The 14013-nt window shown below is 73.3% G+C and carries 11 protein-coding genes; 5 read left to right on the plus strand and 6 right to left on the minus strand.

What is annotated here, in order from left to right:
- Nucleotides 1-10: 10 nt before the first annotated feature.
- Both ACIPSE_RS26880 and ACIPSE_RS26885 read right to left on the minus strand, forming a co-directional pair.
- Nucleotides 11-259 carry a hypothetical protein gene (locus tag ACIPSE_RS26880; protein ID WP_401666886.1) on the minus strand — a complete coding sequence of 83 codons (249 nt, stop codon included), beginning with the start codon at nt 257-259 and terminating at the stop codon, nt 11-13.
- Between the two features lie 175 nt (nt 260-434).
- Nucleotides 435-1520, minus strand: a complete 1086-nt coding sequence (locus tag ACIPSE_RS26885; protein WP_401666888.1) for a M12 family metallopeptidase — start codon at nt 1518-1520, stop codon at nt 435-437.
- A 94-nt stretch (nt 1521-1614) separates the two neighbouring features.
- On the opposite strand from ACIPSE_RS26885, the gene ACIPSE_RS26890 reads away from it, so the two are divergent.
- Nucleotides 1615-3396: a LuxR C-terminal-related transcriptional regulator gene (locus ACIPSE_RS26890; RefSeq protein WP_401666891.1), complete on the plus strand. Its 1782-nt coding sequence runs from the start codon at nt 1615-1617 to the stop codon at nt 3394-3396.
- Between the two features lie 102 nt (nt 3397-3498).
- Here the strand turns inward: ACIPSE_RS26890 and ACIPSE_RS26895 are convergent, their stop codons facing one another.
- Complete coding sequence (locus ACIPSE_RS26895) at nt 3499-6105, minus strand: CHAT domain-containing protein (protein WP_401666894.1); 2607 nt, start codon at nt 6103-6105, stop codon at nt 3499-3501.
- Nucleotides 6106-6214: 109 nt separating this feature from the next.
- Between ACIPSE_RS26895 and ACIPSE_RS26900 the strand changes: the two genes are divergently transcribed.
- The 3 genes from ACIPSE_RS26900 to ACIPSE_RS26910 are packed head-to-tail and all read left to right on the plus strand — an operon-like array spanning nt 6215 to nt 8702.
- Nucleotides 6215-7624, plus strand: coding sequence for a S8/S53 family peptidase (locus ACIPSE_RS26900; RefSeq protein ID WP_401666897.1), 1410 nt, complete (start codon nt 6215-6217; stop codon nt 7622-7624).
- 59 nt (nt 7625-7683) lie between these two features.
- A complete protein-coding gene (locus ACIPSE_RS26905) occupies nt 7684-8259 on the plus strand; it encodes an RNA polymerase sigma factor (RefSeq protein ID WP_401666899.1) in 576 nt (191 codons plus the stop codon).
- Nucleotides 8256-8702: a hypothetical protein gene (locus ACIPSE_RS26910; RefSeq protein WP_401666901.1), complete on the plus strand. Its 447-nt coding sequence runs from the start codon at nt 8256-8258 to the stop codon at nt 8700-8702. Before ACIPSE_RS26905 ends, ACIPSE_RS26910 begins: the two co-directional genes overlap by 4 nt.
- A gap of 36 nt (nt 8703-8738) precedes the next feature.
- Here the strand turns inward: ACIPSE_RS26910 and ACIPSE_RS26915 are convergent, their stop codons facing one another.
- Nucleotides 8739-9950, minus strand: coding sequence for a cytochrome P450 (locus tag ACIPSE_RS26915; protein WP_401666904.1), 1212 nt, complete (start codon nt 9948-9950; stop codon nt 8739-8741).
- Nucleotides 9951-10440: 490 nt separating this feature from the next.
- Complete coding sequence (locus ACIPSE_RS26920; protein ID WP_401666906.1) at nt 10441-11244, minus strand: N-formylglutamate amidohydrolase; 804 nt, start codon at nt 11242-11244, stop codon at nt 10441-10443.
- A 48-nt stretch (nt 11245-11292) separates the two neighbouring features.
- Here ACIPSE_RS26920 and ACIPSE_RS26925 point away from each other — a divergent pair, with 48 nt between their 5' ends.
- Complete coding sequence (locus ACIPSE_RS26925) at nt 11293-11625, plus strand: DUF5713 family protein (protein ID WP_401666909.1); 333 nt, start codon at nt 11293-11295, stop codon at nt 11623-11625.
- A 135-nt stretch (nt 11626-11760) separates the two neighbouring features.
- On the opposite strand, the gene ACIPSE_RS26930 is transcribed toward ACIPSE_RS26925, so the two are convergent.
- Entirely contained in the window at nt 11761-13977 is a 2217-nt protein-coding gene (locus tag ACIPSE_RS26930) for an NADP-dependent isocitrate dehydrogenase (protein WP_401666911.1), read from the minus strand.
- Nucleotides 13978-14013: the final 36 nt, after the last annotated feature.

The raw sequence follows: 14013 nt of genomic DNA on the forward strand, positions 1-14013 counted from the left end.
GGGCGGTCCGCTACCGCGTCAGGACGGCGGCGGCGCCCCACAGTGCCGCCAGGAACGCGGCGAGCAGCGCGGTCGCCGTGGCGCTGCGCGCCTTGGCCACGGCCGACCGGGTCTCACCCGCCGCGCGGTGCCGGCGTACCGAGCCGAGGAAGGCCGCGCAGCACGCGGCGCACAGCACCGCCGCGACCGGCAACAGCCAGAGGATCATGCGGAGTTGACGCTCCAGGTCGGGGACTCCGGAGCCCTCGCTCGCAAGCATGAGCGGATCGTAGACCGCGGCCCCCGCCCCGCACGACCCCCGAACCACCGGGCGCGGCCCGCGACGCGGCGTGGCGGCGGAAAGTCTCCCTCCCCCGAAGGTGACTTTCCGCCGCCGTTTCCCCCGGCGCCGGACTGAAGGTCCAGCCTCGTCCGTGTGCGTCCCGTACCGGCTGTCACCAGCACATGACCGCGGTTTCCCCCGAACCCCACGCGGAGTACAGGCGCACACGGACGAAGTAGCGGCGGCCCTTGACCAGACGGGCCCTGACGGTGGCGTTGTGCGGTGTTCCCCCGTCGTCCTGGCCGGCGAGATAGCGGGGCTCCCCGTCCCGCTCCTCGAAGACCACCACGACGGTGTCGCTGTCGCCGAAGGTGCCCACGCTGTAGTCGCGGGTCTCCGGCGGATCGATCCCGAAGTCGGCCTGCTCGCCCGGCCCCAGCCTCAGCGGGGCCGAGCGGAACGGCACCAGCGCGGACGGCTCCCCCGAACCGGCCGACGGGTACCAGCGCAGGACGTACTCCTTGTCGCACGGAGAGAGCGTGCCCGGCGGGGTGAGACCCCCACGGAACTGCTCCGGCTCCAGGATCAGCCCCGCGGGAAACGGATACTCCATGATCGACTGGGGGTCCCAGGAGGAGCCGTTGACCTCACGGGAGTCCAGCTTGCACAGAATGTTCCCGTACGTCCTGTCCCGGGACCAGTGGTTCGGCGGGCCCGCCAGCTCGGCGTACACGGCCTCGTCGTCCCAGTGGATCCCGGCGTACGGATTCTGGTGCTCGTGGCGCATCCCCAGCGCGTGCCCGATCTCGTGCAGAGCGGTCGCGCGCTCACCCGGCTCCGTGAGGTCCCAGCCGAAATTCATGGTGCGTTCGTGCAGTCCGACCCGCAGCGCGTCCTTGCCCACGGCCGACCAGGAGCCGTCACCGGCCTGGAAGCCGATGCGCAGCTCCGCCTCCGAGCGGTCGCGGACCTCGGCGAAGGTGACGCCGATCCCCAGGTCCTGCCACTCCCGGAAGCACTCGCGGACCACGTCCCGCTGCTCCTTCGCGCCGACCCACGGCACCCGTCGGGTGGCACCGCTGCCCGGCACGGAGATCACCGAGGCGTCGGACCCGCCGTCGAAGAAGTAGTAATGCAGGACCGTGTTGTTGACCCACATCCGGCCCCCGCCGATGAGCGCGCCGACCCGCTCGGCGGTCAGCCCCGGTGCGAAGACGGGGGCCGACTGCTGCGCGAGAGAGCAGTAGCGGGAGGCCATGCGCACAGACTGCCGAAGGGGGACGGCGGGCGCCTGAGTCGAGGGCTACTCAAGTCCCTGTGTATCAAGTCTGAGTACGCGTGCTCGTATAGGAGTGACGATTCTCGAACGCGACGCGAAGACCCTGGAACTTCCCTGGCCCTTCACCGGCCGGGAGGACGAACTCGAACTGATCCGGCGCTCCTTCGCCGCGGGCCACCACGGCATCGTGGTCACGGGCCCGGCCGGCTGCGGCAAGACCCGGCTGGTCACGGAGGCCGTCCGGGGCACCGACTGCGTCCGGGTCGCCGGAACGCCCGAGACCCGCCACAGCCCCTTCGCCGCGTTCGCCCATCTGCTGCCCGAGACCGTCTCCCTGCACCGGGCCGTCCAACTGCTCTCCGGCGTGCGGTTGCTGCTCGTCGACGACGCGCACCTCCTCGACGACTCCTCCGCCGCCCTCGTCCACCAGCTCGCCGTGCACGGACGCACCCGGCTGCTGGTCGTCGCCACCGAGGCGAGCCCCGCGCCGGGCGCCGTCTCCCGGCTGTGGACCGGAGAGCTCCTGCCACGCCTCACCCTCGAACCCCTGCCGTACGAGGAGACGGCCCAGCTGCTCGCCGTGGGCGTCGGCGGCGGACTCGAACCGCTCACTGTGAACCGGCTGCACGGTCTGTGCCGGGGCGATCTGCGCCTGCTGCGCGACCTGGTGGGCGCCGTCCGCGACGGCGGACGGCTCACCCGCGTCGCGGGCACCGGCGAGCGGGCCTGGCGCGGACCCGTCCCGGTGACGGCGACCGTACGCGCGCAGACCGCTCCCGTCCTGGAGTGCGCCGACCGCGGGACCCTCGAACTCCTGGCGTTCGCCGAGCCGTTGCCACGGCCCATGGACGGACTCGACCTGCACGCCCTGGAACGCCTGGAGGCCGACGGCCTCGTCGACGTCGACGACCACGGCACCGTCCGCCTCGCCCACCCCCTGCACGGCCCCGTGCTGCGCGCCGCCGCCGGACGGCTGCGGGCCAGGCGGCTGGCCCGCACCCCCGGGCAGTGCGCGGCGGCCCTGGAGAGCGAGGCCGCGCTGCTCGCCGAGCGCATCGAGCGGGCCGACGTCCGGCTGGTCCAGGCTCCCGTGGGGGAGTGGCTCGTCGCGGAGGGCGAGCCCGTACCGGCCCGGTACGCGGCCGTGCGCGCCCGCTACGCCCGGCTGCGCGGCGAACTGCGGGAAGCGGCGGCCTGGGCGCGGGAAGGACTGCGGGAGACGGCGGGACACGGGGCCTGCCGCGCCGAACTCGCCCTGGCCGCGGCCCAGTCCGGCGATGTCGTCGCCGCCGACGCCACCCCGGGTGACCGCGCCGAGGCCTGGCGGGCGGCGGCCCGCGGCGACCTCGGCACGGCCCTGCGCGCCGTCACCGACGCCTATGACGCGGTACGGCTCGGCACCCCGGGCGAGCGCCCCGGCGAGGGCGTGTTCGCGCAGCACGCCGACGCCCTCACCCGCGGCGACGGACCCGCCCTGGACCGGGCCGCCGCACGCCTGGAGGAGCGCGGCTTCCTTCTCTTCGCCGCCGAGGCGCACGCCCAGGCCGTCCACGTCCACCGCGACCCGCGCGCCGCGCGCACCTCACGCACCCGTGCCGTCGCACTGGCCCGCCGCTGCCAGGGCGCCCGCACCCCCGCCCTGTCGGGGCTCGTCCTCGGTGAACTCACCGCGCGCCAGCGGCAGATCGTCACCCTCGCGGCGGCCGGCCTCAGCAACCGGCAGATCGCCGAGAAGCTGACCCTGTCGATCCGCACCGTCGGCAACCACCTGTACAGCGCCTACGCCCGGCTCGGCGCGAACGACCGGGGCGCGCTGCCCTGGCTGGTGGAACTCCCCGACGCGCAACCGGCCTGAGCGCCGGCTCCATCGACCGGCGGTCTGACCCCCGTGATCGGGGGAGGGGTCAGGCCGCCACCTTCCCCTGCGACCGGCGCGGCGCGGCGCGGACCGTTCGGTTCAGGCCGCGCCGAACGCCGTGAAGGCCCATCCCGTCGCCTGATGCGTCGCGTCGCCCGGCAGCGCGGCCCGCGCGTCGCGCAACGCCTCCGCCAGCGACAGCCCGGCCGCCAGCCCCTTGTGCAGGGCGAGCATCAGCGGCACCACCGCCGCGTCGTTCACCGGCGCGCTGCACGCCACCACACCCGCCGTGCCCAGCGGCAGCAACGCGGTGACCAGACCGAGGAGTTCGTCGGCACCGACCGTCGCGAAGCGGGCCGTGTCGCAGCACGACAGGATGATCCGGTACGGGCTGCGGTCCAGGCGCTCGAAGTCGTGCACGATCAGCGGTCCGTCCGCCATCCGCAGCGACGAGAACAGCGGACTCTCGACGCGGAAGCTGCCGTGCGCCGCGATGTGCGCGAGCGCCGCCCCGTCCAGTTGCTCCAACACCCGCGGCACCCGCGCGTAGTCGTCCTCCAGCACCATCGAACCGGCGTACCGGGCCGCGAGTTCGGGCACCTCGGCCCCCTCGGTCGCCAGCCCCGGTCCCCGGACGAGCACCTGGCGCCGGTCGGGCGGCGGCTCGGTGTCGCGGGCCCGCAGCCAGCCGCTCGCCGACGGCGACACGCTCAGCACCCGCTCCCGCAGCGACGGCAGCAGCGCCCACGGCACCCGGTGCAGCCGGCCGGGCGGCACGATCACGACCGGACCCTGCCCCAGATGTGCCGCCGCCGGACCGAGCAGCAACTCCTCCAGACGCCGCCCCGCGGCCTCCACCAGCGGCAGCCGCGCGTCCGCCCCCGGATGCGCGAGCCGCCGCAGCCCCGCCTGGACGTGCTCGGCCTCCCGCTCGGCGTCGGCGACGCGCCCCGCCTCGAACCGCCGCACCCGTCCCTGTCCGCACAGCAGCACCTGGACCCGCCCGTCCAGTACGGCCAGTTCGACCAGCCGGGTGTCGTCGCCCAGCCGCTCCAGCAGCCGCGTCGGGTCGAAACGGTGGCCGTCACCGGGGGAGTCGCCGCGGATGTGCAGGGTCCGGGAGCGGATCTCCCGCTCCAGGCGCCGCTGTTCACGCTCCAGCGCCGGAACCGGACGGCCCTCCATCCGGGCCGCGTCCGCGCGGGCCGCGATCTCCCGGAACGCGGTCAGGTCGCTCAGCAGCGCCGGATCGGCTGGCGGACGGGTCGGCGGCGTGGACAGCGCGGTGGCCCGCCACCGTTCGCTCCACACCAGCAGCCGCCGCGGACTGCCCGAGTCCAGGCTCGCCCGCTGCGCCAACGCGGCGAGTTCCGCGCCCTGTTCGGTCGCCCGGGCCCGCAACTCCGTGGCGCCCAGCGTCATCCGGTGGTCGTCGAGGACGTCCAGGCCGCGCCGGCACGCCTCCAGGACCCCGCGCGCCGACCCCGCCGCCTCCGCCCGCAGCGCCTGCGCCGCCCAGCCCGTCATCCGGGCCAGCGGCGGACCGCTGCGCCGGCTGCGCGCCGCGACCGCCAAGTGCCGTTCCGCGTCGGCCGTCCAGCCCAGGCCGAGCGCGATCCGGCCCGCGAGCAGCGACGCCTCCGGAGCGGCCGGGGCGCCGAACGAGGCCAGCCGGTCCGCGACGTCGGCCGCGTCCGCCACCAGCCGTCCCGAGCCCCGCCCGGCGGCGACCCGCGCCTCGATCAGGACCAGCCGGGCGTGCGTCTCCCACCAGGGCCGCCGCTGCCCGGCGAACAGCCGCACCGCGAGCGCCGCCCGCGCTATGGCCGTGTGCGGATCCCCGGCGAGCCGGGCCGCCTTCGACGCGACCAGCAGCAGCTCCGCCTTGCGCGTCGACTGCCCGCCGATACCGTCCAGGACCTTGATCGCCGAGTCGGCCTGGCCCAGCGCCTCGGACGCTAGCCCGGCGGCCATGAGGACCTCGCAGCGCCGGATGTACAGCATGAAGGACGGCGTGCCGAGCTTGGCGTAGCGGTCCTCTGCCTCGTCGAACAGCTTCAGCGCCGCCGGGACGTCACCCGAGCGGAACGCGGCGAGGCCACGGCTCTCCACCCCGTCCGCCTTGTCGTGGTCCTGGCCCGTGGTGTCGAACAGCGTCTCGGCCGCCGCGAAGTCCGCCTCGGCCCGCTCCACCGCGCCGACCGCCAGATGCACGGTCGCCCGCAGCGTCAGCGCCCGCGCCGTCCAGATCACGTCGTCCACCTGACGCAGCACCGGGATCGCCCGCCGTACGTCCTCCAGCGCCTCCCGGTGCAGCCCCAGCACCCACGAGGCGTAGGCCCGGCGGAACAGGACGCGCGCCCTGGTGTGCCCGCTGCTCACCTCGACCCCCCGCTCCAGCGCGGCGAGCCCCTGCCGGGTCCGCCCGGAGTGGACGAGGGCCACACCCAGCGCGGCCAGCACATCCCCCTCCCGCTCGGCGGACTCGGCGCGCACGGCGAGGTCCCGCGCACGGCGCAGATGATGGAGGGCCATGGTCATGTCGCCCCAGTCCCGCTGCCAGATCCCGATCACCTGGTGGGCGACGGAGGCGTGCAGCACCGAGGGATCGGTACGGAGTACTTCCTCTGCCCGGGCCAGCGCCTGTTGGGGGGCGGCGAACACCAGGGGCAGCAGTTCGAGAACCTGCTCGCTTCCCGACGTCACCCCACGGATGGTAGTGCTCCGGGTCGCACGCCACACGGGTTTGGTGCTGTATCAATCAAGGACCCCGAGACTCTGACTGACGAACACCGCCTCAGGGGGAGGACCAGTCATGGCACCTCAGCGTTTCCACGAGCAGTTCGACCAGATCCAGCGCTCCATGCCCGACGTCGCTCTGGCGCTCGGACCCGACGACTCGGCCGAGTTCATCTACGAGAAGGGCGTCGTCCTCGCCCGGGACGGCGAGGAGGCCCGCGTCGTCGAGGACACCGTCCGCGAGCACTTCACCGCGGCGACCGGCCTCAGCGGCGACCAGGTGCGCCGCGCCGGACCGCGTACCAACCGCTCCGGCATCACCCGTATCCAGGTCGGCGACCCCAGTCACGGCGGCCCGCGCGCCGACCGCGCCGTCGCCAACGCGCTGCGCGCCATGCGCGCGCCGGAGGGACGCGCCGGACGCCGGCTCGTGAGCCGCAACCACGTCGTGTCGATCGCCGTCAACTCCTGCCCCGGGGACGAGCCCGTGCCCGCCCCGCTCGCCGGAGGCGTCAACCCGGCGCCCGCCCCGGCGGCTTACAACGGCGCCACCGCCGTGAACGTCCTCGTCGTCGACAACGGCCTCACCCACGACCACTCCCTCGTGCCGCTCCTCGCCCACGTCCAGGGCGACCTGCACGGCATCGAGACCGACCCGCTCGGCAACCTCCTCCAGTACGTGGGACACGGCACGTTCATCGCGGGCGTCCTCGCGGCCGTCGCCCCCAACACCAACATCACCGTGCGCAGCACCCTCAACGACGCGGGCGCCATCCTCGAATCCGACTTCGGGGACGCCCTGTTCGCGGCCGTCGACGCGGGCGGCTGGCCCGACATCATCAGCCTCTCCGCGGGAACCTCCAACGGCAGCACCGACGGACTGCTCGGCCTCGACGCCTTCATGCAGGAACTCCGCTCCCAGCGGACCCTGTTGGTGGCCGCGGCCGGCAACAACGCCAGCGCCACGCCGTTCTGGCCCGCCGCCTACGCCACCCTGCCCGGCTACGAGGAGTCCGTCCTGTCCGTCGGCGCGCTGCGGACCGACGGCGAGCACGGCGCCTGCTTCTCCAACCACGGTTCCTGGGTGAACGCCTACGCTCCCGGCGAGCGGCTCACGAGCACCCTCACCGGCTTCGACGTCCCGGTGCCGTACGTGTACCAGCACTCCACGTACGACGCCTGCCGGTTCAACTTCACCTACCTGTGCACCTGCCAGCACCCCCAGCACGTCGGCGTGCTGAGCGGCACCGGCACCCCCGACAAGGTCATCTTCGACGGGTACGCGCACTGGAGCGGCACCTCCTTCGCCACCCCGGCCGCCGCCGGCATGGTCGCCGCGCACATGACCACCCACCCCGAGAAGGACCCGCGCGCGGCCCGTCAGCAGCTGATCGCCGCCAACACCGAGTACGCGGAGGTACGGGGGGCGAACGTGGTGGCGCTCATTCCGCCGACGTGGCACCCGGGTCCGGCAGTACAGCAGTGAGGGCCGAACTCGCCTCCTCCACGGCGTACGATGACTTGCCGTACACGAGGGGTGGGGCCGTGGACCGAGCAGATGTCGGCGCGCTGGTCCAGTCCGCCGTCGACGGCGACGCGGCGGCCTGGAAGGCGCTCGTGGAAGGGCTGAGCCCACTGGTGTGGTCCGTCGTGCGGGCACACCGGCTCAACGACGCCGACGCGCACGAGGTGTACCAGACCGTGTGGTTCCGCTTCGCCCAGCATCTGGGCCGGATCCGCGAACCGCAGAAGGCGGGCTCCTGGCTGGCCAGCACGGCACGGCACGAGAGCCTGAAGGTGCTCAAGAGCTTAAGGCGGCTGACGCCCACCGACGATCCGCAGCTCCTCGACCGGGTCAGTGAGGACCTCACGCCCGAGCAGTCCCTGCTGGACTCGGAGGAGGCGGCGGTGGAGTCCGAGCGCATCCGGCACCTGTGGCAGGAGTTCGAGGAACTCGGCGAACGCTGCCGCTCGTTGCTGCGGATCCTGATGGCCACACCGCCGCCCAGCTACCAGGAGGTGTCCGTCGCGCTCGGGATCGCGGTGGGCAGCATCGGACCCCTGCGCCAGCGCTGTCTGCGCCGGCTGCGGGCACGACTAGAGGCGCGGGGTGCGGTATGAGCGGCGAGGACACCTACGACGACCTGCTGGAGGAGGAGCTCCGGGCCGCCGCCGCCATCGTCGACCCGGTACCGCCCCCACTGCTGCAACTCGCCATGGAGGCCTACGCGTTGCACGATCTCGACGCCCGGATCGCCGAGCTGACCTTCGACTCGCTGGTGGACGCCATCCCGGTGCGGGGCGCGACGCAGGTGCCCCGCATGCTGACCTTCCACGTGGGCGAGGTGACCGTCGACGTGGAGGTGACGGGGGAGGGCCTGCTGGGGCAGGTGCTGCCGCCCCAACAGGCCCTGATCGAGGTCCTCGGCGGGCCGCAGACCGCGGTGCCGCTGGTCGCCGACGAACTGGGCCGGTTCACCGGGCCGGTGCCGCCCGGCGGTCCGTTCGCGCTGCGGCTGCGCACGGGCGGGGAGGTCGTCGTCACGGAGTGGCTGCGGGTCTGACCCCGCACGCCGGCACCACCCTCCTACCCGGCCGGCCTACCAGGTCACGGGCAGCGTCCGCGGGCCGCGGATCATCGTCCTGCGGCGCCACTCGACCTGGTCGGCCGGCACCGCCAGGCGCAGGCCCGGCAGCCGGTCGAGGAGCGTGTCGACCATCAGCTCGGTCTGCGTCCGGGCGAGGACCGCGCCGGTGCAGTAGTGCGCCCCGTTCCCGAAGGAGAGGTGCGGGTTGGAGGTCCGGTCGACATCGAGGTGATCGGGGTCGGGGAAGACCTCCGGGTCCCGGTTGGCGGCCAGGTACGACACGTACACCGGCTCGCCGGCCGTGATCCGCACCCCGCTCACCTCGACGTCCTCCAGGGCGATCCGGGCGAGCCCCACCGAGGAACGGTGCGGGATCCAGCGCAGCAGCTCGTCCAGGACGGCACCCCGGGACTCCGGCCGCTCCCGGGTGCGGCGCAGCAACTCGGGCCGCGTCAGCAGGAGATACAGCATCTGGCCGCAGTTGTGGGTGACGGCCTCGCCGCCGATCTGCAGCGGCCCGGCGAGCCCGACGGCCTCCGCCTCGCTGATGTCGCCCCGCCCCACGGCCGCGCCGAGCAGCGAGTACACGGAGTCGTCCGTGCTCTCCGCCCGGGAGCGGATGGTGTCGGTGATCCAGCCGTACATGCCGTTCTTGGCCTTCTCGGAGGCCTCGGCGCCGCCGGAGGTCGAGATGATCTGCCGGGTCCAGGCGTGCACCTGCTCGCGCATGTCGGCCGGCACCCCCATCACCTCGCTCACCACGGCCAGCGGGAAGGGTTCCAGGATCCGCTCGACGAGATCGGCGGGCGGCCCGGCGCGCAGCAGGTCCGCCAGCAGGTCGTCGAGGATCTCCTGGGCGCGGGGCCGCAGCCGCTTCATCGCCCCCACCGTGAACGCGCCCGCGATCGGCTTGCGCAGCCGGTTGTGGTCGGGCTGGTCGGCGAAGGCCAGCGAGCCCGGACGCGGCTTGAAGTGCGGCGCCATGCGTGTCACCTGGCGGCGGGTGACCTCGGCGCGGCCGAAGCGAGGGTCGTTGGTGATCGCCCTGACGTCCTCGTAGCGGGTGGCCAGCCACGCCCACCCCTCGCCGAAGGGCAGCCTGATCCGGGTCACCGGCCCCTCGCGCATCAGCTCGGCCAGGACCGGATCGAAGTCCGTCCCGTCGAGCTCCAGGTTGGGCCAGTCCCGCACGGCCGCCGGTTCCGTGGTGATCTCCTGCGTCATGCCCCCACCCTCACCGCCCCGACGACCCCCTGTCGCGCGGGAGTGCTCCACCGGGGGCGCGGAGCATGGCGGCGACCCGGCCCGGCTGGCCCTTCCGGCTCGCTCGTGCGGGCGTCACGTCGGATGGCGATCAGAGACGTGGGGAAGAGGTCGGCGCCGAGCGACCGCCGGTCGGCTGTCGGGAGGGCGTGCTCCACCGGGGCACGCGGGTCAGTCCATCGCGTCGATCAGGGGGCCTGGTGCGGCGGTGACTCGGCGGAGCCTGGGCCCGGTTCGCTTGTGCAGGGCGGCGCGTCGGGGGTCGAGCATCAGCGTCGGTGGGGTGGGTGTGACGTCGGTGCCGAGCAGAACGGCGGCTGGCGACCCGTTGCCGCGCGGGGGCGTCGCTCAGCCGCCGCGTCCGGGAGGGCACCGAGTGCGGTGGCGACTCGGCCGAGCCCCGGCCCGGTGGTCGGCTGTCGCGGGGGAGGGCTCCCCGGGCGCGCGTGGGTCAGCCCGCCGCGTCCACGAGGGTGCCGAGTGCGGCGGCGATCCGGTGCAGCCCCGGTCCGGCGGGGCCGCCCGGTTCGGCCATGTAGGTGTCGCGTCGGAGTTCGACCATCAGGGCGGACACGCGCGGGTCCCTGCCGAAGAAGTCCAGCGGCACGTACGTTCCGCTGAACGGACTGTTCAGGCCGACGTCCCCGTACAGCCCGGCGTCACCGAACGCGTCCCGGGCGGCGGCGAGCAGCGCGGGCGGGGTGTGGAAGGCGTCCGTGCCGAGGCAGACCGGGGGACGGGGGCCCTCGCCGTGCAGTTCGTAGGGCAGCCGCGCGGTGGGGTACGAGTGCACGTCGACGATCACGGCCCGGCCCGTGGCGGCCAGCCGCTCCGCGACGGCCTCGGTCATGGCCCGCGCGTACGGCCGGAAGTACCGCGCGAGGAGCGGCTCCGCGTCGAAGCCCGCCTCCCGCAGCACCTCACCGTGCGTCGTGCGCGTGTACACCGCCCCCATGCCCGCGGCGAGCATCTCCTCGCGTTCGTCGGGGAACCGCTCCGGATCGACGACGAGCCGCGACAGCCGGTTCACGAACCGCCAGGGCGTCACCCGGGCCGCCCGCGCCGCCGCCTCCGCGATCTGCGCGGTGTGCGCGTCGACGACGTGGTCCGACTCGCGCTCCAGCGCCGGCCCGTCCATCACGATCCCCGCCCGCACGTCGGCCGGGATCTCCCGCGCCGAGTGCGGCACGTGCAGGATGACGGGCGAGCCGGCCGCACCGGGCAGCAGCGAGAAGGACGGTACGGCGGAGGTCACAGGGCTGCTCCCGGGGCGTTGTCAGTGGCGTGGTGCAGGATCACCTCCATGACGATCCAGAACCACCAGATGGCGTCCCACCCGTTCCTCAAGACGCTGCGGGGGGACGACTACTACCCCGCCGGGTCCGTGGACCGGTGCGGGCAGGTCCTGCTGCGGCTGTGCGAGCGGATCGAGTCGGACCGGCCCGCCGATCTCACCGCGCTCTACGTCCTCACGCACGCCGCCACCGAGGAGATCAACGACCTCCAGGACGACGACGGCTTCGACATCGAGACGGTCGCCCGCGAGGCGATAGCCGAGGAGTTCTGGGTCGTCGCCCGGGCCTACGGCTTCGAGGACGCCGACATCGAGGAACTCGTCGCCACCCGGGACTGGTGAGCCGCCCCCGGGACGAACAAGCCGCCCCGGGACTGACGAGCCGCCCCGGGACTGAGTGAGACGCGGCCCGCCCCGGCCGGGCAACTGCCGACCGGGGCGGGATCACGCGGCGGCCCCGCGGGGCCGGGCGTCGGGTCAGAGCGACGCGAGCGTCTCGTTCCACGTGGTGGACGGGCGCATGACCGCGGCGGCCTTGGCCGGGTCGGGCTGGTAGTAGCCGCCGATGTCGGCCGGCTTGCCCTGCACGGCGAGCAGCTCGTCGACGATCTTCTGCTCGTTCGCCGCGAGGGTCTCGGCGAACGGCGCGAAGGCCTTGGCGAGGTCGGCGTCGTCGGTCTGCGCGGCCAGCTCCTGCGCCCAGTACAGGGACAGGAAGAAGTGGCTGCCGCGGTTGTCGATGCCGCCGACGCGACGGGTCGGGGACTTGTCCTCGTTGAGGAAGGTCGCCGTGGCGCGGTCGAGGGTGTCGGCGAGGACCTTGGCCTTCGGGTTGTCCGTGGCGCTCGCGTACTGCTCCAGGGACGGGACCAGCGCGAAGAACTCGCCGAGGGAGTCCCAGCGCAGGTAGTCCTCCTTGACGAGCTGCTGGACGTGCTTGGGCGCGGAGCCGCCGGCACCCGTCTCGAACAGGCCGCCGCCCGCCATCAGCGGGACGACCGACAGCATCTTGGCGCTGGTGCCCAGCTCCAGGATGGGGAACAGGTCGGTCAGGTAGTCACGCAGGACGTTGCCGGTGACCGAGATGGTGTTCTCGCCGCGGCGGATACGCTCCACCGACAGCTTCGTGGCGTCGACCGGCGCGAGGATCCGGATGTCCAGGCCCTCGGTGTCGTGCTCCGGCAGGTACGCCTGGACCTTGGCGATCAGGTTGGCGTCGTGCGCGCGGGTCTCGTCCAGCCAGAACACGGCCGGGTCGCCGGTGGCGCGGGCGCGGGTGACGGCCAGCTTCACCCAGTCCTTGATCGGCGCGTCCTTGGTCTGGCAGGCGCGGAAGATGTCACCCGCGGCGACCGGCTGCTCGATGAGCACGGTGCCCGCCTGGTCGACGACACGGACCGTACCGGCCGCGGCGACCTCGAAGGTCTTGTCGTGGGAGCCGTACTCCTCGGCCTTCTGCGCCATCAGACCGACGTTGGGAACCGAGCCCATGGTCGACGGGTCGTAGGCGCCGTTGGCGCGGCAGTCGTCGACGACGACCTGGTACACACCGGCGTACGAGGAGTCCGGCAGCACCGCGAGGGTGTCGGCCTCCGCGCCGTCGGGGCCCCACATGTGGCCGGAGGTGCGGATCATGGCCGGCATCGAGGCGTCGACGATGACGTCGGACGGCACGTGCAGGTTGGTGATGCCCTTGTCCGAGTCGACCATCGCGAGGGCCGGGCCCTCGGCGAGCTCGGCGTCGAAGGACGCCTTGATCTCGGCGCCGTTCGCCAGGGACTCCAGGCCCTTGAAGATGCCGCCCAGACCGTCGTTGGGGGAGAGACCGGCGGCGGCCAGCTCGGCGCCGTACCGCTCGAAGGTCTGCGGGAAGAACGCGCGGACCACGTGGCCGAAGATGATCGGGTCGGAGACCTTCATCATCGTGGCCTTCAGGTGCACGGAGAACAGCACGCCCTTGGCCTTGGCCTCGGCGATCTGCGCGGTGAGGAACTCGCGCAGCGCGGCGACGTGCAGCACGGACGCGTCGACGACCTCGTCCTTCAGGACGGGCACGGACTCGCGCAGGACCGTGGTGGTGCCGTCCTCGGCGACCAGCTCGATCTTCAGCGAGCCGGCCTCGGAGATCACGACGGACTTCTCGGTGGAGCGGAAGTCGTTCTGCCCCATGGTCGCCACGTCGGTCCTGGACTCGGAGGTCCAGGCGCCCATGCGGTGCGGGTGGGTCTTGGCGTAGTTCTTGACCGAGGCGGGGGCGCGGCGGTCGGAGTTGCCCTCACGCAGGACCGGGTTGACCGCGGAGCCCTTGACCTTGTCGTAGCGGGCCTGGATCTCCCGCTCCTCGTCGGTCTTCGGGTCGTCCGGGTAGTTCGGCAGCGCGTAGCCCTGCGCCTGGAGCTCGGCGACCGCGGCCTTGAGCTGCGGGATGGACGCCGAGATGTTCGGCAGCTTGATGATGTTGGCCTCGGGCGTCTTGGCCAGCTCACCCAGCTCGGCGAGCGCGTCCGGGATGCGCTGGTCCTCGGCGAGGTACTCCGGGAAGACGGCGATCAGACGGCCGGCCAGCGAGATGTCCCGCGTGGTCACGGCGACACCCGCCTGCGAGGCGTACGCCTGGACCACCGGCAGGAAGGAATACGTCGCCAGGGCCGGGGCCTCGTCAGTGTGCGTGTAGATGATGGTCGAGTCAGTCACCGGGTGCTCCGCTCCACGTCTGCAACATTGCTCGAC

It is taken from the genome of Streptomyces sp. NPDC090106 (assembly GCF_044747265.1).
Classification (GTDB): Bacteria; Actinomycetota; Actinomycetes; order Streptomycetales; family Streptomycetaceae; genus Streptomyces.